This window comes from Streptomyces sp. NPDC004732 (assembly GCF_040609235.1).
In the GTDB taxonomy this organism is placed as follows: domain Bacteria; phylum Actinomycetota; class Actinomycetes; order Streptomycetales; family Streptomycetaceae; genus Streptomyces.
On the sequence record NZ_JBEXJR010000008.1, the window covers coordinates 151,550 to 171,514 of the forward strand.

Here is a 19,965-nt window from a genome sequence, read left to right on the forward strand (position 1 = left end):
GCCCTTCAACCAAACCGGTAGGGAGCGCAGCGTGTCCGAGGAGCACATACCGCACGGGGTGGAGAACCTCTGCGAGCCGGGTGCGGCCGTCTACGCACGCGCGCTGCGCGAGGGCGGGATCCGCAGCAGCGACGCCGAAGAGGCCCCCTGCCTCATCGACTTCGGGCTTCTCCACCCCGGCCCCGACGACATGCGGTGGCTGCACCCGACCGCCCCTGCCGTGGCCCTGCCCCGGCTGCTGCGCACCATCGAGAACCGGGTCGCCCGGCACCGCCGCCGCGAAGAGAACCTCACCGCGGTGTTCGAGTCCTTCCTCGGGCTCGACGGTGTCGCCGTGCCCGACGGGGAGCCCTCCGCCATCAGCGTCCTGCAGGGCATGCCCCGGATCGAGGCGGCCATCGAGCAGGCCATCACCGAGGCCGGGCACGAAGTGCTCGTCATCCAGCCGGGCGGGGTCCAACCGGCGGCGACGCAGGAACGTATCGACGCCCGCGAGCAGGAGATCCTGTCCCGCGGCGCCCGGCTGCGGAAGCTCCGCGTGCACACGACCCGCAACTCCCTGCCCACGCTCGCCCACTACGAGCGGCTCGACGGCGACATCCAGGCCCGCACCCTGGACGAGGTCACCGAGAGCCTCTTCGTCTTCGACAGGACCGTGGCCTTCATCCCCGCGAGCCAGGACGCCACCATCGCCCTGGAACTCCGCCACCCCGCACTCGTCGAGTACTTCGCCACCACCTTCTGGCGACTGTGGCGCCTGGCCACCCCCATGTGGCCCCGGACCGCACCCCAGCCGACGGACACGGGCATCACCACGCGCCAGCACGCCATCGCGGAACTCCTCGTCGAAGGCCTCACCGACGCCGAAATAGCCGACCGCCTCGGCATGAACGTACGCACCGCACGCGTCCACATCGCCAAGCTCGCCGCCACCCTCGGCAGCAACAGCCGCGCCCAACTCGGCTACCTCATCGGACAGTCCGGAATCCTCGATCAGGGACGCTGACCCCCCGTCCAGAAGCAGTCACTCTCACCTACGGCATCCGGCCCGGTCACTCTCAGCCTGCATAGAATCGCGACGCTTCAACCAGGCAGGAGGGGGCTCGCATGGCCACGAAGCACTTACCGCACACCGTAGAAGAACTCTGTGAGACAGGGCTGTCCGTCTACGCCCGCGCCCTGCGCGAAGGCCGGATCGACAACAGTGCCGCGGAACCGGCTCCCTGCCTCGTCGACCTGGGCCTTCTTCAGCCAGGACGCGACGACCCGCAGTGGCTGCACCCCACCGCTTCCGCGCTCGCACTGCCCCGTCTGCTCCGGTCCATGGAGGACCGCACCGAGCCGTCGCGCCGCCGTGAGCTGCGGCTCAGCGCCGCTTTCGAGCCGTTCGCCTCGCTCGACCTGCGCATCGGCTCCGGTGCCGACGACGCCCCGTCCATCACCGTCCTGGACGGCATCGCCCGCATCAACTCGGCCATCGACCGCGCCATGAACGAGGCCACCGAGGAGTTCCTCGCCGTCCAGCCCGGCGGCACCCGGCCGCCCGAGACGTTGGCCGAAGTCTTCCCCCGGGACCAGGCGATCCTGACCCGGGGCTGCCGCATGCGGACGCTTTACCAGCACACAACGCGCCATTCTCTGCCGGTGCTCGCCTACTTCGAACAGCTCGACGGCGACACCGAGGCGCGCACCCTCGACGAGGTCACCGAGCGCCTCTTCGTCTTCGACAGGACCGTGGCCTTCATCCCCGCGAGCAAGGACCGCAGCATCGCCCTTGAGCTCCGCCATCCCGCCCTCGTCGAGTACTTCGCGACCACCTTCTGGCGGCTGTGGCGGCTTGCCACGCCCATGTGGCCGCAGGCGGCGCCCCAGCCGTCCGAGAACGGCATCACCACGCGCCAGCACGCCATCGCGGGCCTTCTCGTCGAGGGCCTCACCGACGCGGAGATCGCCGACCGCCTCGGCATGAACGTACGCACCGCACGCGTCCACATCGCCAAGCTCGCCGCCACCCTCGGCAGCGGCAGCCGCGCCCAGCTCGGCTACCTCATCGGTCAGTCGGGGATTCTCGATCGCCCCTGACCGGCCCCGCCGCCGCCACCCACTCCCGCAGCAACGCCTCCCGCTCCGCCGCCCGCGGCGACCCGCCCTCGTGGCGGCGGCCCCACTCCGACATCGCGGTCAGCGTGGTGAGGAGCGAGCCCGCGCCCTCCGTGAGGCGGGCCAGGAGGTCGCGGGAGAGGTCGTACTCCGTCTGGGAGTAGCCGACCGCCGCCGCGGTGTATGCCGTCAGCTCCGTGTCGTCGCCCTCCGCGTCCGCCAGGCGGACCGTCATCGTCGGCGCCTCCTCGCCGCCGCCGAGGCCCACCGAGAGCACCATGTCGACCGCCGCGCCCACGTGCCGCTTCAGGGTCTTCACCGGCACGTTGTCGATCGTCAGCCCGTGCACGTCCTCCCAGGACCACATGCCGGACTGCTTGTCGCCGAGGGCCAGTACGCCCTCCGGGGTCAGCCGCACCCCGGGGGCCAGGCCGGCCGGCTTCGCGCCCACGTACACATCGCCCTCGGCGATCCAGAACAGCCCCACCATGGCCATGAACGGCTCCCCTCCCCGCTGGGCCACCGGCCCATCCCTATACAGCGATACAGGGCCGGGAGGTTGACACCTCCCGGCCCTGTATCAGGGTACGAAACCTATTGCCTACTGCTCCGTCGACCTCTTCGGCCGCCACACCACCAGCGCGCTGGCCTGCTGCACGTCCTGGTAGGGGACGAGGTCGCGGCGGTACGAGGCGTGCACCGCCGCTTCGCGCTGCTGCATGGCCGCCGCGGCGCCCTCCACGGCCGTGGAGAGCTCAGCGACCCGGGCCTGCAACGCGGTGACCTGGTTCTCCAGCTCGATGATGCGTTTGATGCCGGCGAGGTTGATGCCCTCTTCCTGCGACAACTGCTGCACGGTGCGCAGCAGCTCGATGTCGCGGGCGGAATAGCGTCGGCCGCGGCCCGCGGTGCGGTCCGGGGAGACCAGGCCGAGGCGGTCGTACTGCCGCAGGGTCTGCGGATGGAGACCACTCAGCTGGGCTGCCACCGAGATGACGTACACCGGCGTCTCGTCGGTCAGCTGGTACGGATTACGACGACGGCCGACCCTGTCCATGGGGTCACGCTCCCTTCGCGGCCTGGAACAGTTCTGCCCGCGGATCGTCGCCCGCAGTCGCCTTGCGGTAGGACTCCAGGGCTTCCTTCGCCGACTCCGACAGGGAGGTCGGAACCGACACCTCCACCGTCACGAGCAGATCGCCCCGGGTGCCGTCCTTGCGGACCGCGCCCTTGCCCCGGGCCCGCATGGTACGGCCGTTCGGCGTGCCTGCGGGCAGTTTCAGGGTGACGGGCGGGCCGCCCAGGGTGGGCACCTTCACCTCGCCGCCGAGCGTCGCCTCCGGATACGTCACCGGGACGGTGACCGTGAGGTTGTCGCCCTTGCGGCCGAAGACCGGGTGGGTGTCGACGTGCACCACCACGTACAGATCGCCGGCCGGGCCGCCCTGTTCACCAGGGCTTCCCTTGCCGCGCAGCCTGATCCGCTGGCCGTCGCTGACGCCCGCCGGAATCCGCACCTGCATCGTGCGCGACGACTTGGCGCGGCCCGAGCCCTTGCAGACGTCGCAGGGGTTCTGGGCGATCAGCCCACGCCCCTTGCAGTCCATGCACGGGTCGGTGAGGGAGAACCCTCCGCCGCCGCCCCGCGAGACCTGGCCCGTGCCGACGCAGGTCGGGCACACGCGCGGTGTGCCGTTCTTGTCGCCGGTGCCGGAGCACGCCTTGCAGGGCGCCTGGGAGGACATGCGGAGCGGCACCGTCGCGCCGTCCACCGCCTCCGTGAAGCTCAGCGTGACCTCGGACTCGATGTCCTGGCCGCGCCTGGGCTGGGTACGCGTACCCCCGCCGGGGCCGCCGCCCCGGTTGAACAGGCCCCCGAAGACGTCACCGATGCCGCCCCCGAAGCCGCCGCCGGCCGCTCCACCGCCACCCGGCGCGTTGCCTCCGAAGAGGTCGCCCAGGTCGAAGTTGAACGAACCGCCGCCGCCTCCGGGGCCCTGCCGGAATCCGCCGTTGCCGAAGAGAGCACGCGCTTCGTCGTACTCCTTGCGCTTCTTGGGGTCGCCGAGGATGTCGTTCGCCTCGGAGATCTCCTTGAAGCGCTCCTCCGCCTTGGTGTTGCCGGTGTTGGCGTCCGGGTGGTTCTCGCGTGCGAGCTTCCGGTACGCCTTCTTGATCTCGGCTTCGGTGGCGTCCTTGGGGACGCCGAGGACCTTGTAGTAGTCCTTCTCGATGAAGTCCTTGGTGCTCATCCCCGACGTCCCTCCTCACTCATGTCGTGACCGTCAGCCCTCGTCAGGGCCACCGGTCTCCTTCTCGTCCGCGGCCGCGTCCGGAGCGGAGTCGGCGCCTTCTGCGGCACCCTCGCCCTTGACCGTCTGCGCGCCGGGCTGCGGCTCGGCGACGGCCACCCGCGCGGGGCGGATGGTGCGCTCGCCGATGCGATACCCGGGCTGCAGGATCGCGACGCAGGTCGTCTCGGTGACGTCCGGTGCGTAGCTGTGCATCAGGGCTTCGTGGATCGTCGGGTCGAAGGGCTCGCCCTCCTTGCCGAACTGCTGCAGGCCCAGCTTGGCGACGACCGTCTCCATCGACTCGGCGACCGACTTGAAGCCGCCGACCAGCTCGCCGTGCTCGCGGGCGCGGCCGATGTCGTCGAGGGTCGGGAGGAGCTCGGAGAGGAGGTTCGCCGCGGCGATCTCCTTCACCGTCACCTTGTCCCGCTCCACCCGACGGCGGTAGTTCTGGTACTCGGCCTGCAGCCGCTGGAGGTCCGCGGTGCGCTCGTTGAGCGCGGTGCGCACCTGGTCCAGCTGAGCCGTCAGGCCGACGTCCTGTGCGGACGTCTTGCTCGCTGCTGCGTCCCCGGCCGGGGCCGCCGGGCCCTCCTCGGTGGAGGGCTCGGCGGCCTGCGGCGCCGCGTCATCAGGGGTGGCGCCGGAGGGGACGTCAGGCTTCTCGGCGTTCTCGCCGAAGCCCGGGGTCTCCTCGGTCATCAGGCGGCGCCGCCCTTCGCGTCACCGGGCTTCTCGTCGTCGACGATCTCGGCGTCGACGACGCCGTCGTCCTCCTTGGGCTGCTCGGCACCCGGGGCAGCACCCTCGGGACCGCCGGCGGCCTGGGCGCCCTGGGCGTCGGCGTACATGGCCTGGCCCAGCTTCTGCGAGACGGCGGCGACCTTCTCGGTGGCGGTGCGGATCTCGGCCGAGTCCTCGCCCTTGAGCTTCTCCTTCAGCTCGCCGACGGCTTCCTCGACCTCGGTCTTCACGTCACCGGGGACCTTGTCCTCGTTGTCCTTGAGGAACTTCTCGGTCTGGTAGACGAGCTGCTCGCCCTGGTTGCGGGACTCGGCGGCCTCGCGGCGGGCGTGGTCCTCGTCCGCGTACTTCTCGGCCTCTTCGCGCATCCGGTTGACCTCGTCCTTCGGCAGCGAGGAGCCACCGGTGACGGTCATCTTCTGCTCCTTGCCCGTGCCCAGGTCCTTCGCGGTCACGTGCATGATGCCGTTGGCGTCGATGTCGAAGGAGACCTCGATCTGCGGGACGCCGCGGGGCGCCGGGGGCAGACCGGTCAGCTCGAACATGCCGAGCTTCTTGTTGTACGCCGCGATCTCGCGCTCGCCCTGGTAGACCTGGATCTGGACGGACGGCTGGTTGTCCTCGGCCGTCGTGAAGATCTCCGAGCGCTTGGTCGGGATCGTGGTGTTGCGCTCGATGAGCTTGGTCATGATCCCTCCCTTGGTCTCGATGCCGAGGGACAGCGGGGTCACGTCGAGGAGCAGGACGTCCTTGACCTCACCCTTGAGGACACCGGCCTGGAGCGAGGCGCCGATGGCGACGACCTCGTCCGGGTTCACACCCTTGTTGGCGTCCTTGCCGCCGGTGAGCTCCTTGACGAGCTCGGCGACGGCGGGCATGCGGGTGGAGCCACCGACGAGAACGACGTGGTCGATCTCGGAGAGCTGGATGCCCGCGTCCTTGATGACGTTGTTGAACGGGTTCTTGCACCGCTCGAGCAGGTCGGACGTGAGCTGCTGGAACTGGGCGCGCGTGAGCTTCTCGTCCAGGTGCAGCGGGCCCTCGGCGGACGCCGTGATGTACGGCAGGTTGATCGTGGTCTCCGTGGAGGAGGACAGCTCGATCTTGGCCTTCTCGGCCGCCTCGCGCAGGCGCTGGAGCGCCATCTTGTCCTTGCCCAGGTCCACGCCGTGGCCGTTGTTGAACTGCTTGACCAGGTAGTCGACGACGCGCTGGTCCCAGTCGTCACCACCGAGGTGGTTGTCGCCGTTCGTGGCCTTCACCTCGACGACGCCGTCGCCGATCTCCAGGAGGGACACGTCGAAGGTGCCGCCACCGAGGTCGAAGACGAGGATCGTCTGGTCGTCCTTGTCGAGGCCGTACGCCAGGGCGGCGGCGGTGGGCTCGTTGACGATGCGCAGGACGTTCAGACCCGCGATCTCACCGGCCTCCTTGGTGGCCTGGCGCTCGGAGTCGTTGAAGTACGCCGGGACGGTGATGACCGCGTCGGCCACCTTCTCGCCCAGGTACGACTCGGCGTCGCGCTTCAGCTTCTGCAGGATGAACGCCGAGATCTGCTGGGGGTTGAACCCCTTGTCGTCGATGTCCACCTTCCAGTCGGTGCCCATGTGGCGCTTGACCGACCGGATGGTCCTGTCGACGTTCGTGACCGCCTGGCGCTTGGCGACCTCGCCGACGAGCACCTCGCCGTTCTTCGCGAAAGCGACGACGGACGGCGTGGTCCTGGCGCCTTCGGCGTTGGTGATGACGGTGGGCTCGCCGCCTTCGAGAACGCTGACGACGGAGTTAGTCGTGCCCAGGTCGATGCCGACCGCACGTGCCATTTCGGTTCCTCCAGATGTACTTCTTGAGTGGATCTGACTCAAGGATGCATTGTCGCTGCGCTGGCGTCAACAGAAGTGAGTCGAGGGGGCTCAACTCTTATCCCGCTCTTACGCGCAGGTAGGGGCCCCTACCGGGGGTCGATGCTTGACTGCGGGCACGTCGTGGCTGGTCGCGCAGTTCCCCGCGCCCCTTACGGGGCACTCCTCACCGCAAAGGGTTGCCTGAGCGACGCAGATCACCGCCTTGCTGGCTACAGTGCGGCGGAGTAAGTGGGTAGTCTCAGACGGACTGCATAAGTTACCGCTTAGTAATAGTTCGCCTCGCAGGCCCGAGGAGCCCCCAAATGCAACTCGCCGCGATCATCGTGTCGCTGGTCCTAATCGCGGTCGGCGTCGCGCTGTTCGGCCGTGCCATCGTGCAGATCTACAAGTTCGTGCGGCTCGGTCAGCCCGTGCCCGCGGGACTGAGGACCGACAACCCCTTCCAGCGCACCGTCACCGTGGCCAAGGAGTTCCTCGGCCACACGCGCATGAACAGGTGGGGCATCGTCGGCTTCGCGCACTGGTTCGTGGCGGTGGGCTTCTTCTCGCTGCTGCTGACGATCGTCAACGCCATCGGCCAGCTCTTCAAGGCCGACTGGATGCTGCCGATCATCGGTGACTGGGCGCCGTACAACATGTTCGTCGAGTTCATCGGCACCATGACCGTGCTCGGCATCCTCACGCTGATCGTCATCCGGCAGCTGAACCGCCCCGACAAGCCGGGCCGCAAGTCCCGCTTCGCGGGCTCCAAGACCGGTCAGGCGTACTTCGTCGAGACCGTCATCCTCATCGTCGGCGTCTGCATCTTCACGCTGCACGCCCTTGAGGGTGCCCAGCATCATGTCGACAGCTACGAGGCGTCGTTCTTCATCTCGTACCCGTTCGTCTCCTGGTTCGGCGGGATGGACCTCTCCACCCTCCAGAACCTCACGTACTTCTTTGCGGGCCTGAAGATCGCGACCTCCTTCATCTGGATGATCGTGGTCGGCCTGAACACCAACATGGGCGTGGCCTGGCACCGCTTCCTGGCCTTCCCGAACATCTGGTTCAAGCGCGAGGCGGACGGCGGCACGGCGCTCGGCGAGCTGCAGCCCATGACGTCCGGCGGCAAGCCGATCGACTGGGAGGACCCGGGCGAGGACGACGTCTTCGGCGTCTCCCAGGTCGAGCAGTTCAGCTGGAAGGGCATCCTCGACTTCTCCACCTGCACCGAGTGCGGCCGCTGCCAGTCGCAGTGCCCCGCCTGGAACACGGGCAAGCCGCTCTCCCCGAAGCTCCTCATCATGTCCCTCCGGGACCACGCGCACGCCAAGGCGCCGTACCTGCTCGCGGGCGGCGGCAAGACCATGGAGGGCGAGGAGAAGGCGACCGAGGAGCAGCTGAAGGACGTCCCCGCGGCCGCCCTCGCGGAGGCCGAGCGCCCCCTCATCGGCACGGTCGAAGAGAACGGCGTCATCGACCCCGACGTCCTGTGGTCCTGCACCACCTGCGGCGCCTGTGTCGAGCAGTGCCCGGTCGACATCGAGCACATCGACCACATCGTCGACATGCGCCGCTACCAGGTGATGATCGAGTCGGCCTTCCCCTCCGAGGCGGGCACGATGCTCAAGAACCTGGAGAAGAAGGGCAACCCCTGGGGCCTTGCCAAGAAGCAGCGCCTGGAGTGGACGAAGGAAGTCGACTTCGAGGTGCCGGTCGTCGGCAAGGACATCGAGGACCTCACCGAGGTCGAGTACCTCTACTGGGTCGGCTGTGCGGGTGCCCTCGAAGACCGCGCCAAGAAGACGACGAAGGCGTTCGCCGAGCTCCTCCACATCGCGGGCGTGAAGTTCGCGATCATGGGCGGCGACGAGAAGTGCACGGGTGACTCGGCCCGGCGCCTGGGCAACGAGCCGCTGTTCCAGCAGCTCGGCCAGGAGAACGTCGCCACGCTGAACATGGCGTTCGGCGAGGATGACGAGGACGAGTCGACGAAGAAGCCGAAGACGGCGAAGAAGATCGTCTCGACCTGCCCGCACTGCTTCAACACCATCGCCAACGAGTACCCGCAGCTCGGCGGTGACTACGAAGTCATCCACCACACGCAGTTGCTCCAGCACCTCATCGACGAGGGCAAGCTGATCCCGGTGACGCCCGTCGAGGGCCTCATCACCTACCACGACCCCTGCTACCTGGGCCGCCACAACAAGGTCTACACGCCCCCGCGCGAGATCATGTCCGCCGTCCCCGGCCTGCGCCAGCAGGAAATGCACCGCCACAAGGAGCGCGGCTTCTGCTGCGGTGCCGGTGGTGCGCGCATGTGGATGGAGGAGCGGATCGGCAAGCGCATCAACACGGAGCGGGTCGACGAGGCGCTGTCCCTCAACCCCGACATCGTCTCCACCGCCTGCCCGTTCTGCCTCGTCATGCTGACCGACTCGGTCAACGGCAAGAAGAACGACGGCCAGGCCAAGGAGTCCCTCCAGGTCGTGGACGTCGCTCAGCTCCTGCTCGACTCGGTCAAGACGCCGGTCGACCCGGCGGGTGAGACAGAGTCCGCGGACGAGCCGGAGCCCGAGCCGGTGAAGTAGCCACTGAGGTGGCCCGACCCCGTTCCCTCCTTGCGGAGGGGGCGGGGTCTTCGTCGTTCAGGCGGCCGCGACCGCCGTCAGCTCGCACCACACGAGCTTGCCCCGCCCCTCCCCCTGCCGCTCCCGTGCGCACCACCCCCACCCGTCGGCACATTCCCGTACGAGCCCGAGCCCTCTCCCCGCCGTCTCGTCCCACCCGGTGGCCCCCCTGGCCGGGGACGGGGGCGTGGGGTCCGAGTCCCACACCCCGATGCGGAGCACCGCCCCCGCCCACTGCATGCGCAGGGCTGCGGGGCCTTTGGTGTGCTGCACGGCGTTGGCGATCAGCTCCGTGGCGACGAGCTCGGCGGCCTCTGCCAGATGGGGCAGGCCATATGCCTTCAGGATGAGGCGGAGGGTGTGGCGGCTCACGGGGATGGCGAGGGGGTCGTTGGGGATGGTGAGGGTGTAGGTCCAGGTCTCGGTTTCCGGCATCGGTGAACTCCGTTGTTCAGGGCGGGAGTTGGATTGCCGCGGAGCTCTCCTGGCGGTGGCTGTGGCGCGGCCGCCATGGCATGGCGGTGCGGTGCGCTTCCGTTGGTCCGGGACCTCAGCGTGTGCGACGCGTCACTGACGGTAGAGACTAAGGTTAGTCTCGCGCAACTGGTTGTCGTAATCTGGTCACCCAACGGAGTGACCAACTGCCGGATCCGTGACGTGTGTTGCGGGAAGGGTGAGGTACGAGTGCCACGGAAGCAGCCCACGGCGCGGCAGGAGCGGCTCGGTTGCGAGTTGCGCAAGATGCGCGAAGCAGCCGGACTAACAGCGCGCGAGGCGGCCCGGCTACTGGGTGCCGTGCCCGTGACGATGAGCCAGATCGAGTCCGGGGTCACTGGCGTGAGCGAGGCGCGATTGCGGAGGATGGCAGCGAACTACGGCTGCAGAGACGGGGAGTTGATCGACGCGCTGGTAAAAGTGGCGACGGATCGGACACGGGGGTGGTGGGAGGAGTACCGGGAAGTCCTGGGGCCCGCCTTCGCCAACCTGGCCGAGCTCGATCATCACGCGCACCGCATGACAGTGATCGGCACCTCTCACGTGCCGGGGCTGTTCCAAACCGAGGAATATGCGCGAGCAATCTTCACGTACTGGCGTCCTGACCTCGACGAGGGCGAAGTGCAGCTGAGGGCGGAACACCGCATTCGACGTGCGACCGTACTCACCCGAGCGGAAGCGGTGCCGTACACCGCGATCATGCACGAGGCGGTCCTACGCACCCGCGTCGCGGACAGACGCGTCGCCCGCGCCCAACTCGACCACATCCTCCGTCTGTCGGAACTCCCACACGTCACCGTGCGGACGATTCCCCTGGACGTGGACGGCTTCGGAGGCGGCGGCGCGGGGATGCTGTACGCAGCGGGCCCGGTCGCCGCATTGGACACGGTTCAGATGGACACTCCCAGCGGGCCATTCTTCGTACACGAGGATGCTCAACTTCGTAGGCTTCGGAGGATCTTCAGCAAAGCCGAGTCCCTGTCCCTTGACGCGGCCAAGGCACGAGAGCTCATCCTGCGATTGGTCAAGGAGCTGTAAGCCATGCCGCAGTGGCAGAAATCCTCGTACTCCAATGGAACCGACGGCGCAGATTGCCTCGAACTCGCCCGCCAGCCGGGTTCGTTGCTGCTCCGCGAAAGCGACGAGCCCGACCGCGTACTGACTCTGACTTCTGGCAACCTCACCGCTCTCCTGCACCTGCTACAAGAGCCGTGAGCCGTGCCCCAGTGGCAGAAGTCGTCCTCCTCCGGTCCGGCCGACGGAAGCCAGTGCATCGAGGTCGCCCGCGACGAAACCAACCTGCTCCTCCGCGAGAGCGACGACCCCGACCACATACTCACCCTCACCCCCGACGTCCTCTCCGCTCTCCTGGGCCAGATACGGAAGGCGTGACTCATGGCTGACGGGGGGCGGGGTCAGGAATCGCGGGAGTCGGTCCTGCTGTGGCGCCGTGCATTCTCCAGATAGCGGTCCCGGGCCTCGCCGATCCGCTGGAAACGTTCCGGGTGATCCTTGATCGTCCGGTGTTGCAGGGCGGCGTCAGCACGCCACCACACGGGTAGGACGTGTGTCTTGAGCTTGCACTCGACGTCGTCCTGCGCCGTCGCGGTCTCTGCGCGGGTGGGGTGTTCCCCCGTCCACCGGGGATCCTCGTTCGGAGCCATCGGATCGCGGTAGTCATGGCCGCGGCTCCGCATGCAGGCCCGCCATGCGGCGAACACCTTCTGTACGGCGGGCGCTTGCTGGGACTTCTTGTATGCGGTCAGGGATGCTTCGTTGACCGGATCGGAGTTCACCTTCGGCACATCACGCATCAACTCTTGCTGGGCGCGCGCCGCGCAACCCGATTGGCCGTCGGCACCGTAGGCAGCCTTACGCTGCCGTGTGGTGAGGCCCGCGTCCCGTCGTCCCATCAGCTTCTCCGCGGCCGCGGAAGCCGGGTCGGGGATGGGGCGGTAGCCGTAACGTGCCGCCACTGCAGGTTCAGCCAGGCCGTATCGGCCGCGGTTCGGCCATGTCTTCGTTGCCGGGTGCCGGATCTCAGGCCAGTCGAGTCCCTGACGCGCCATACACGACGTCGTCAACTTCTCCTGCGCCGTGGCGATGACGGCGCCATTGCGGCCGTCCAACTCGTAGGCGTCAAGGGGCAGGACGAGGCTGCGGACCTCCCGGCTGGGGGCGGGCGGCGGACCCGGTGGGCGGGCGCCGTCGCTCGCCGGGGGGCCCGCACAGCCCACGGCGACCAACAGCGTGAAGACAGCTGCGGTCGCCATACGCCTATGCATGGTCATCAGCTCCCGGTAAGGCGGGGGCGGCAGAGGGTGCCGTACCCCCGGCGAACGTGTGGGTTCACCTCGCGCGATGCGGCGCTGGGGTCAGGGGCACGACTTGTACAGCGAGCTCGTCTTGTACTTCACGCGGGTGTCCTTCAGGTCGCTCGACCATGTCCAGGGGTGGAAGGTCCAATTGGATCCGCGGTTGTAGTAATTCGTCCACAGCGTCCAGTAACAGCCGCGGGTGAGGTTCTTCACCGAGCGCAGGTTGTCGTTGACTTTGTGCCCGTTGTTGTACTTGTTGTCGGACAGCTTCATGTCCGACTTGCAGAACGCCTTGTACCCGCCTGTGTAGCGCCCGGACTCGTACGTGTGCAGCGGATTCGGGCAGGCCGCCGCGCTCGATCCCGCGGCACTGTCCGCAACGGCCGCGGGCTGCGGGGCTCTCGGCGTGGTGTTGGCCTGTGCGGCGGGCGCGGCCAAGGCCAGGCCGGTGCCCAGGGCTACCGCGGCGGTGGCCAGAGAGAGACTCTTGCGTGGATTCATGGACTGACTTCCTTCGTGGCTCTTGGTCTGGGGCCGGACACCTGATTTGCGCAGGTCACCCACTTCGTCGTGCTGCGGGCGGTTCTGCCCCGGTGCGGTTAGCAACTTAGGACGTTCATAGCCAAGGAGCGTCAACCAGGCGGTTGAGTATCGGCGTCAACTCTCGCGGTACAGCCGAAGACTGCTGCAACCACCGAGGTACCTCGCCAGTCGGGCGCCAGAGGGGGGAGCGCATCGGGCTCGACTGGGGGCGCGCGGCGAACCCATTCGCAACTTTCCAAAAGTAGGTGCCGGGGTGCCGGAGGGGGGCGGCCCCCGACCCCACACAGCACATCGACCATCACGCCCACCCACGTTGGGCCGGTCCGCACCCGGCAGTGAAAGGTAATCACCCGACCGGCGGACCCGAAGCCCCCACCCCTGGCCGTCCGGGTCAAAGTTAACGTGCGGTGGAGGGACGGGAGTCAAGGGTGGAGCGCAGCGGAATCGGCGCAGCCGACGCGACGCAGGAGCGCCCTTTACTCCCGGCCCGGAACCGCCACACTCCGCAAAACACCGGGCGGCCCCGGCAACCATCCGGCGCAGGCCCACCAAAGTCACCGCCCAACCCTGCCACCCGCCCACGCCCCGGCGTGATGAAAACGGGACCACCTCGGACTCCTCCCACGAGGGGAGCAGGAGCATCATGGGCTGGTTGTTGTCGACCGTGGCGTTCGGGGTGGGTGAGAGGCATGCGGAGTGCCGAGGTACGGGGCGCGGGACGGAGCACGTGGCGCGGCGCGTCCACCGGGGTGGCCACCGCCGTGAGCTGCGCACTTCTCCTCTCGGCCTGCGGCGGCCACAACAACGACACCGGGCCCGGCAACGCCTCGCACAAGCCCGTGAGCATGGCAGGCAAGGGCGCCGCCCAGCAGCCCGTCCCACAAGGCAAGGGCGGCAAGGGCAACAAGGCCGACGACGACTTCAACGGTGACGGCGCCCGTGACCTCGTACTAGACGACCTCGTACACCCCGACCACGGCGACGACGCGGGCATAGGCATCGTCTACGGAGGCAAGGACGGCCTCACCCCCGGCGCCCGGCAACTCGTGAGCGCCCACGCCAACGGCGCCCGTACGAAGGGTCAGCTGCCCGCAGCCTTCGACTCCGAGGCCTCCTGCGACCTCGACGAGGACGGCTTCAGCGATCTGCTCGTGTCGACGGACCCGCCGTACGACGGGCAAGGACAGCCCCCCGTGCCGCTGCAGATCCTCTTCGGCTCGCCGAAGGGCCTGGTCGGCAAGGCCGTGCAGCTGAAGGTGCCCACGCAGGCACGTTTCGGCAACGACTGGCCGGACCAGCCGGTCTGCGGCGACTTCGACGGGGACGGCGCCAACGACCTCGTACTGCACGCGAGCGGCGCCCGGCTCACGTTCCTGCGCGGCCCGTTCAAGCGGAGCGGCGCCCCGCGCGCGGCGGGCAAGCCCGTGACCGCGCCCGGCAACACCCTCGTGACCGGCCGTGCCACGGACGTCGACGGCGACGGGTACGACGACGTACTCGTCCGCAAGGCCGCGAACGCGACGGGCGCCGCCACGGGTGCCCTCGTCATGGGCGGCCCGCAGGGCCCCGACGAGACGGGCGTGCTCTTCCCCGCGGGCAAGGACATCGCCTTCGGCCGCTTCGGCGAGGGGAAGGGCATGGACGCGGCCATCACCTCGCCGAAGGGCATCGCCCTGCGCTACGACGTGCCGGGCACCCTGCGCGGCTCCCTGGAGGCGAAGGACGTGGCCGTGGACGCGGGCGACCTCGACGGGGACGGGCTGGACGAGCTGGTGGTGAGCGGCGCGGGCAGCGGGTCCGGGGGCGGCGCGGGGGACGTGCGGGTCTTCCGTGGCCGTACGTCGGAATTGGCGCCCAACGCCACCGCTCTGATCCGGCCCCGGGGCAAGGGCACGACTCAGGTCCTCAAGGTCGCGGACTTCGACGGCGACAAACGGGCCGACCTGATCGTGCGGACGTACCGGGGGGACAGCCAGGACATCGTGGCCGTGTACCCGGGCCGCAAGGGAGACCTCGTCGCGCGCGAGCCGCGGATCACGTTCTCCACGGCGGAGTTCCTGACCCTGAGCGGGGAGTGACCAACTGCCGTTCACCTGACGGCTACCGCCCCACTCCCGGCACACAACCCTTCGTACGCCTCACGAGTCACACCCCCCGGAAGCAGTACCCCGCAGTCGCCTCGGCGCTGCGCTCCGCCCCCCACCTCCGGGAGACCACGTGCGCGTAAGAAACCTGGCCGTCACCGCCACCGTCGCGGCCCTCGCGGCCGCGGGGCTGACGCTGCCCATGGCCGGTTCGGCGAGCGCCGCCTCCGCCCTGAAGGACGACTTCAACGGGGACGGCTACCGCGACCTCGCGATCGGTTCGCCCGACTCCAACTCCGTGACGGTGACGTTCGGTTCGGCGAGCGGGGTGTCGGAGGGACGCTCCGTCACCGTCACCCAGGAGACCTCCGGAGTGCCCGGCGTCACCGAGCCGGAGGACGAGTTCGGCGAGAACGTGATCAGCGGTGACGTGAACAGCGACGGCTTCGCCGACCTGATCGTCGGCGCCCCCGGCGAGAAGGTGACGGGCAAGCCGTCCGGGTCCGTCTCCATCGTCTACGGCGGCAAGCGGGCCTTCACCTCCGGCGGCCGCGCCCTGAACTCCCCGGCCAACACCTCGGGCCGCTTCGGCGAGGCCGCCGTCTGGACCGACCTGGACTACGACGGCTCGCCCCAGCTGGCCGTCATCAGCGGCGACAACTGGTACTACTACTCCGGCTCGGGCGAGGACGGCCGCGCACTCGGCCTGGAGGTCGACTTCCTGCCCGAGGGCGTCCGCCTGGACGGCATGATCTCCGGCAACTTCAAGTACAAGGACGGCGTCGGCTTCGTCCTGTACGGCGAGCGCGCGGACGGCGGCGCCTACACCGCCCACATGAACGGCGGCGTCGGCGACTACGGCTACGAGGCCGAGGTCATCGCCGAGGGCGGCGACGCGACGGCGACGCGCGACGCGGCCACCGCGGGCGACGTCGACGGCGACGGCTACGACGACCTGATCACCGGCAACTCCCGCGACGCGGCAGGCGGCAAGGGCGGCTCGGTCACCGTGCGGCGCGGCGGCGACGGGAAGTTCGGTGCCCCGGTGACGTACAGCCAGGACAGCGCGGGCGTGCCCGGCGCCGACGAGGCGGGCGACGGCTTCGGCGCGGCCGTCTCCGCGGGCGACGTCACCGGCGACGGCCTCGTGGACCTCGCGGTGGGCGCACCCGGCGAGACGGTCGACGGGGTGTCCGGCAGCGGCAGCGTGACGCTGCTCAAGTCGGTGCGCGGCGCCTTCACTTCGGGCCGTGCCTGGCACCAGGAGACCTCGGGCGTACCCGGCGTCGCCGAGCAGGACGACCACTTCGGTACGTCCGTACGCCTCAAGGACATCAACAAGAACGGCAAGGCCGACCTGGCCGCGGGCGCGCTCGGCGAGGACATCGGCACGACGCGGGACGTCGGCGCCGTGTGGGTCCTGCGCGGCACGTCGACGGGTCTGACGGCGTCCTACGCGGCCTCGTTCAACGGCACGGACTTCGGGGTCGGCGGCACGGGGGCGGGCTTCGGTCGCGCACTGCGCTGACCCGAGGCCGGTCTCCCACTCTCCCGCCCTCCCACTCTCCTACTTTTCCCCAGCAACTACCGCACTACCGCACCTCGTTGGAGGCGTCTCTATGTCCACGTACGCACGCAACAAGCTCCTCGCGGCAGGCGCCCTCTGCGCCGCCACCGCCCTCGGCGTCACCGGCCTCACCGCGGCCAACGCCTCCGCCGCCGCCCCCGCCCGCGCCGACGCCCCCTCGAAGATCCGCGGCGACTACAACGGCGACGGCTATGTGGACCTCGCGGTCGGCGTGCCGAGCGCGACCGTCGACGGCAAGGCCAAGGCCGGATACGTCAACGTCGTCTGGGGCGGCGCGTCGGGCCTCGGCAAGCACGGGTCGACCACGGTCAGCCAGTCCACGGCCGGGGTGCCCGGCACCGCCGAGGCGGGCGACGCGTTCGGCTTCGCCGTCGCATCGGACGACATGAACGGCGACGGCTACAGCGACCTGATCGTCGGCGCGCCCGAGGAGGACACCTCCGTCGGCCTGAGCGCCGGAACCGTCGCGGTCGTCTGGGGCGGCGCCAACGGCTTCAAGGGCGGCTTCACCGCCGCGAACGGCGGCATCGACAGCGCCAGGTACGGAGCGCTGCTCTCCACCGGCGACTTCGACAAGGACGGCAACAAAGACATCGCCTTCAACGCCCACTTCGACGAGACCAGTTCGGTCGTGACGCGGCCGGGACCGTTCACCGCGGGCTCGCCCGCCAAGGTCTCCCGGGTCACCGGCTGGCACTTCGGCGGACCCACCGCGCTGGCCAACGGTGACTTCGACGGCGACGGCCAGGACGACCTCGCCGTCTCGTACAACGGCATGGAGATCAGCGGCACGACCGTGCTGAGCCGTGCGACGGGCGAGTGGAAGGAGACGTGGCACACGTCCGACCGCACGGACAGCGCGCTCGCCGCCGGGGACTTCGACGGGGACGGCACGACCGACCTCGCCGTCGGCAACGTACGGCCCAACCCCGAGACCGAGGAGACCAACTGCGAGGACCGGCTCGGCGGCGCGATCCTCACCGTCTACGGCAAGAAGGAGGGAGCACTCGGCGACGGTGGCAAGTCCTGCACCACCCAGGCCTCCCCGGAGGTCGGCGGCACCGCCGAGGCCGACGACAACTTCGGCGCGCAGCTCGCCGTCGGCAACCTCGACCGGAACGGCGGCGACGAGCTGGTCGTCGGCGCGGACGCGGAGGCCGTCGGTACGGTCCAGAACGCGGGCACGTACTGGACCCTCGCATCGGCCGGGGCGGGCAAGCCCCTCACTGGCCCCGCCTTCAGCCAGAACACCGCGGGCGTCGCGGGCACGGCGGAGGCGGACGACCACCTCGGCGCGTCCGTCGCGACCGGCGACTACAACGGCGACTCCTACCCGGACGCCGCGGTGGGCGCGCCCGGCGAGGACGGCCAGAAGGGCGGCGTCTGGTACGCCCCGTCCCCGAAGGACGGCGGCCCGCGCCCTGAGGTCACGTCCGTGACGCCGGGCAAGCTCGGTCTCGCGGGGGCGCGGGAGTACGGGATGGTTCTGGGGCGGTAGGTCGGGCGCCGTCGGCCATCCCGCACCGTTGAATCACCGGCTTCGCCGAGTTCGTCCTCAAACGCCGGACGGGCTGAATTCCAGCCCGCCGGACGGGCTGGAATCCCGTCCGGCGGGCGATGGACTCACCAACTCAGCGCTGCCATACAACCCTTACCCCCCACCATCGGTCTCTCCTTAGCCGACCGCGGCGTGACGCCCGGGCCAATGCCCGGTGAACACGCCCGTCGCACCCCATCGACTGCGGATGCCCGCCAGGCATCCCCGCACGCTGCAGGAGAACCGCATGGCCAAGCACAAGCGCACCTCCGCCCCCGCCCGCTCCAGACGCTCGCGGCTCGCCGCCGCGACGGCCGCCACGGCCGCGCTGACCGGTGGACTGCTCGCCGTCACCGGCGCCACCGCATCCGCCGCACCCGCCGAGCCGCTGCCCTCGCACGAGGCCGACTTCAACGGCGACGGCGTCGCCGACCTCGCCACCTCCGCGGCCGGCGCCACCGTCGGCGGCAAGAGCGGGGCGGGCCAGGTCGTCGTCACGTACGGCGGAAGCACCCTGCGCCACAAGACCTTCAGCCAGAACAGCCCGGGCGTCCCCGGCTCCGCCGAGACGGGCGACACCTTCGGCTTCGACACCGCGTACGGCGACTTCGACCGTGACGGCTTCGACGACCTCGCGGTCGCCGCACCCGGCGAGGACGTCGGCAGCGACAAGGACGGCGGCACCGCGCAGATCCTGTGGGGCTCCGCGAACGGGCTCTCCGGCGGTACGACGGTGAAGGACCCGCGCCCCGGCAGCCACGACTTCTTCGGCGGGCCCATCGAGGCCGGTGACTTCGACGGCGACGGCGACACCGACCTCGCCATCGGCGCCCGCTCCGGCGCGGCGACCATCGACGTCCTGAACGGCAAGATCTCCCGTACCAGCGGCACCGGCAGCAGCCGCTACACGGTCAAGCCCGCCATCCACAGCGGGGAGGGCGCGGGCCCCTTCAACCTGCACTCCGGCGACGTGAACGGCGACAAGAGGGAAGACCTCATCGTCGACGGCTACTCCACCGCCGACAACTACAACGCCAACCTCTGGGTCCCCGGCACCTCCAGCGGCCTCAAGACCACCCACCAGCAGCGGCTGCCCGGCGGCACCATCACCGACGTCGGCGACACGGACGGCGACGGCTACGGCGACATCGTCATCGGCCTGGAGTGGGACGACGAGATCGCGGGCGCGCACAAGGGCGGCTCGGTGCACGTCGTGCACGGCGCGGCGAACGGCCCGTACGGCGACACGCAGGTCTTCACCCAGGACAGCGCGGGCGTGCCGGGTACGGGTGAGAAGGGCGACTCCTTCGGCAACGAGCTCGACCTCGGCGACATCAACGGCGACGGCCACCTCGACCTGGTCGTGGGCGCGGCGGGCGAGGACCTCGACGGCGTCAAGGACGCGGGCTCGGTCACCGTCATCTACGGCAAGGCGGACGGCTCGGGCCTCTCCACGACCGGCGCGGTCTTCCTGGACCAGAACACGCCGGGCGTCCCCAACTCCAACGAGAAGTACGACTTCTTCGGCTCGGACGTCCACGTCGACGACCTGAACGGCGACGGGCGGGGCGACGTCACGGTGGGCGCGTACGGCGAGAACGGCACGAACGGCGCGTTCTATCCCCTGACCAGCAAGGAGAACGGCACCCTCACCGGTTCGTCGGGCGTCTACACGTCGACGGTGGGGATCTCGGCGACGGGGACGCCGCGGCTCGGCGCGAACTTCTCGGACTGACCCCTACGGGTCACCCTGCCCCCTGAACACCGGGCCCGCACCATCGGTGCGGG

The 19,965-nt window shown here is 69.5% G+C and carries 18 protein-coding genes; 10 read left to right on the forward strand and 8 right to left on the reverse strand.

The genetic code is table 11. From position 1 onward, the window contains the following. Nucleotides 1-31: 31 nt before the first annotated feature. Nucleotides 32-1,006 (forward strand): helix-turn-helix transcriptional regulator, encoded by a 975-nt coding sequence (locus tag ABZV77_RS24490; RefSeq protein WP_356260630.1) that lies wholly within the window; start codon nucleotides 32-34, stop codon nucleotides 1,004-1,006. 101 nt (nucleotides 1,007-1,107) lie between these two features. Beyond that, on the forward strand, nucleotides 1,108-2,082 hold the full coding sequence (locus ABZV77_RS24495) for a helix-turn-helix transcriptional regulator (RefSeq protein ID WP_356260633.1): 975 nt from the start codon (nucleotides 1,108-1,110) through the stop codon (nucleotides 2,080-2,082). Here ABZV77_RS24495 and ABZV77_RS24500 read toward each other — a convergent pair. The 5 genes from ABZV77_RS24500 to dnaK all read right to left on the reverse strand — a co-directional run bounded on the left by ABZV77_RS24500 (nucleotide 2,048) and on the right by dnaK (nucleotide 6,961). Then, entirely contained in the window at nucleotides 2,048-2,623 is a 576-nt protein-coding gene (locus tag ABZV77_RS24500) for a hypothetical protein (protein ID WP_356260636.1), read from the reverse strand. The two genes, ABZV77_RS24495 and ABZV77_RS24500, sit on opposite strands and share 35 nt — an antisense overlap. A 78-nt stretch (nucleotides 2,624-2,701) precedes the next feature. Further along, a complete protein-coding gene (locus ABZV77_RS24505) occupies nucleotides 2,702-3,157 on the reverse strand; it encodes a helix-turn-helix domain-containing protein (protein WP_268772458.1) in 456 nt (151 codons plus the stop codon). A gap of 4 nt (nucleotides 3,158-3,161) precedes the next feature. Then, complete coding sequence (dnaJ, locus tag ABZV77_RS24510; protein ID WP_356260639.1) at nucleotides 3,162-4,352, reverse strand: molecular chaperone DnaJ; 1,191 nt, start codon at nucleotides 4,350-4,352, stop codon at nucleotides 3,162-3,164. Nucleotides 4,353-4,385: 33 nt separating this feature from the next. Next, on the reverse strand, nucleotides 4,386-5,096 hold the full coding sequence (gene grpE, locus ABZV77_RS24515; protein ID WP_356260642.1) for a nucleotide exchange factor GrpE: 711 nt from the start codon (nucleotides 5,094-5,096) through the stop codon (nucleotides 4,386-4,388). Further along, on the reverse strand, nucleotides 5,096-6,961 hold the full coding sequence (gene dnaK / locus ABZV77_RS24520; RefSeq protein WP_356260644.1) for a molecular chaperone DnaK: 1,866 nt from the start codon (nucleotides 6,959-6,961) through the stop codon (nucleotides 5,096-5,098). The genes grpE and dnaK overlap by 1 nt, the downstream gene beginning before the upstream one ends. Before the next feature lie 344 nt (nucleotides 6,962-7,305). Between dnaK and ABZV77_RS24525 the strand changes: the two genes are divergently transcribed. Beyond that, nucleotides 7,306-9,573 (forward strand): (Fe-S)-binding protein, encoded by a 2,268-nt coding sequence (locus ABZV77_RS24525; protein WP_356260647.1) that lies wholly within the window; start codon nucleotides 7,306-7,308, stop codon nucleotides 9,571-9,573. A gap of 57 nt (nucleotides 9,574-9,630) precedes the next feature. Here ABZV77_RS24525 and ABZV77_RS24530 read toward each other — a convergent pair whose 3' ends face one another. Further along, complete coding sequence (locus ABZV77_RS24530) at nucleotides 9,631-10,047, reverse strand: ATP-binding protein (RefSeq protein WP_356260650.1); 417 nt, start codon at nucleotides 10,045-10,047, stop codon at nucleotides 9,631-9,633. Between the two features lie 249 nt (nucleotides 10,048-10,296). Here ABZV77_RS24530 and ABZV77_RS24535 point away from each other — a divergent pair, with 249 nt between their 5' ends. From ABZV77_RS24535 to ABZV77_RS24545, 3 genes are read left to right on the forward strand one after another with little or no spacing between them, the layout of a single operon-like run. Beyond that, nucleotides 10,297-11,145 (forward strand): helix-turn-helix transcriptional regulator, encoded by an 849-nt coding sequence (locus tag ABZV77_RS24535; RefSeq protein ID WP_356260653.1) that lies wholly within the window; start codon nucleotides 10,297-10,299, stop codon nucleotides 11,143-11,145. Nucleotides 11,146-11,148: 3 nt separating this feature from the next. Continuing rightward, nucleotides 11,149-11,322, forward strand: coding sequence for a DUF397 domain-containing protein (locus tag ABZV77_RS24540; RefSeq protein ID WP_356260656.1), 174 nt, complete (start codon nucleotides 11,149-11,151; stop codon nucleotides 11,320-11,322). Between the two features lie 3 nt (nucleotides 11,323-11,325). After that, nucleotides 11,326-11,499 carry a DUF397 domain-containing protein gene (locus ABZV77_RS24545; RefSeq protein WP_356260659.1) on the forward strand — a complete coding sequence of 58 codons (174 nt, stop codon included), beginning with the start codon at nucleotides 11,326-11,328 and terminating at the stop codon, nucleotides 11,497-11,499. 23 nt (nucleotides 11,500-11,522) lie between these two features. On the opposite strand, the gene ABZV77_RS24550 is transcribed toward ABZV77_RS24545, so the two are convergent. Then, the gene (locus ABZV77_RS24550; protein WP_356260662.1) at nucleotides 11,523-12,380 is read right to left on the reverse strand and encodes a hypothetical protein; all 858 of its coding nucleotides are present in this window, start codon (nucleotides 12,378-12,380) and stop codon (nucleotides 11,523-11,525) included. Nucleotides 12,381-12,482: 102 nt separating this feature from the next. Next, nucleotides 12,483-12,926 (reverse strand): hypothetical protein, encoded by a 444-nt coding sequence (locus tag ABZV77_RS24555; RefSeq protein WP_356260665.1) that lies wholly within the window; start codon nucleotides 12,924-12,926, stop codon nucleotides 12,483-12,485. Between the two features lie 731 nt (nucleotides 12,927-13,657). On the opposite strand from ABZV77_RS24555, the gene ABZV77_RS24560 reads away from it, so the two are divergent. From ABZV77_RS24560 to ABZV77_RS24575, 4 genes are all read left to right on the forward strand, one after another. After that, the gene (locus ABZV77_RS24560) at nucleotides 13,658-15,046 is read left to right on the forward strand and encodes a VCBS repeat-containing protein (RefSeq protein WP_356260667.1); all 1,389 of its coding nucleotides are present in this window, start codon (nucleotides 13,658-13,660) and stop codon (nucleotides 15,044-15,046) included. A 139-nt stretch (nucleotides 15,047-15,185) separates the two neighbouring features. After that, nucleotides 15,186-16,580: a hypothetical protein gene (locus tag ABZV77_RS24565; protein ID WP_356260670.1), complete on the forward strand. Its 1,395-nt coding sequence runs from the start codon at nucleotides 15,186-15,188 to the stop codon at nucleotides 16,578-16,580. Nucleotides 16,581-16,671: 91 nt separating this feature from the next. Continuing rightward, nucleotides 16,672-18,138, forward strand: a complete 1,467-nt coding sequence (locus tag ABZV77_RS24570; protein WP_356260672.1) for an FG-GAP repeat protein — start codon at nucleotides 16,672-16,674, stop codon at nucleotides 18,136-18,138. 286 nt (nucleotides 18,139-18,424) lie between these two features. After that, the gene (locus tag ABZV77_RS24575) at nucleotides 18,425-19,912 is read left to right on the forward strand and encodes an FG-GAP repeat protein (protein ID WP_356260674.1); all 1,488 of its coding nucleotides are present in this window, start codon (nucleotides 18,425-18,427) and stop codon (nucleotides 19,910-19,912) included. Nucleotides 19,913-19,965 lie beyond the last annotated feature (53 nt).

Coding starts and splice junctions, on each gene's coding strand:
- grpE (WP_356260642.1), bottom strand. CDS start 5,096: ATGACCGAGGAGACCCCGGGCTTCGGCGAGAACGCCGAGAAGCCTGAC.
- ABZV77_RS24570 (WP_356260672.1), top strand. CDS start 16,672: ATGTCCACGTACGCACGCAACAAGCTCCTCGCGGCAGGCGCCCTCTGC.
- ABZV77_RS24495 (WP_356260633.1), top strand. CDS start 1,108: ATGGCCACGAAGCACTTACCGCACACCGTAGAAGAACTCTGTGAGACA.
- ABZV77_RS24575 (WP_356260674.1), top strand. CDS start 18,425: ATGGCCAAGCACAAGCGCACCTCCGCCCCCGCCCGCTCCAGACGCTCG.
- ABZV77_RS24555 (WP_356260665.1), bottom strand. CDS start 12,926: ATGAATCCACGCAAGAGTCTCTCTCTGGCCACCGCCGCGGTAGCCCTG.
- dnaJ (WP_356260639.1), bottom strand. CDS start 4,352: ATGAGCACCAAGGACTTCATCGAGAAGGACTACTACAAGGTCCTCGGC.
- ABZV77_RS24560 (WP_356260667.1), top strand. CDS start 13,658: ATGCGGAGTGCCGAGGTACGGGGCGCGGGACGGAGCACGTGGCGCGGC.
- dnaK (WP_356260644.1), bottom strand. CDS start 6,961: ATGGCACGTGCGGTCGGCATCGACCTGGGCACGACTAACTCCGTCGTC.
- ABZV77_RS24550 (WP_356260662.1), bottom strand. CDS start 12,380: ATGGCGACCGCAGCTGTCTTCACGCTGTTGGTCGCCGTGGGCTGTGCG.
- ABZV77_RS24540 (WP_356260656.1), top strand. CDS start 11,149: ATGCCGCAGTGGCAGAAATCCTCGTACTCCAATGGAACCGACGGCGCA.
- ABZV77_RS24505 (WP_268772458.1), bottom strand. CDS start 3,157: ATGGACAGGGTCGGCCGTCGTCGTAATCCGTACCAGCTGACCGACGAG.
- ABZV77_RS24530 (WP_356260650.1), bottom strand. CDS start 10,047: ATGCCGGAAACCGAGACCTGGACCTACACCCTCACCATCCCCAACGAC.
- ABZV77_RS24525 (WP_356260647.1), top strand. CDS start 7,306: ATGCAACTCGCCGCGATCATCGTGTCGCTGGTCCTAATCGCGGTCGGC.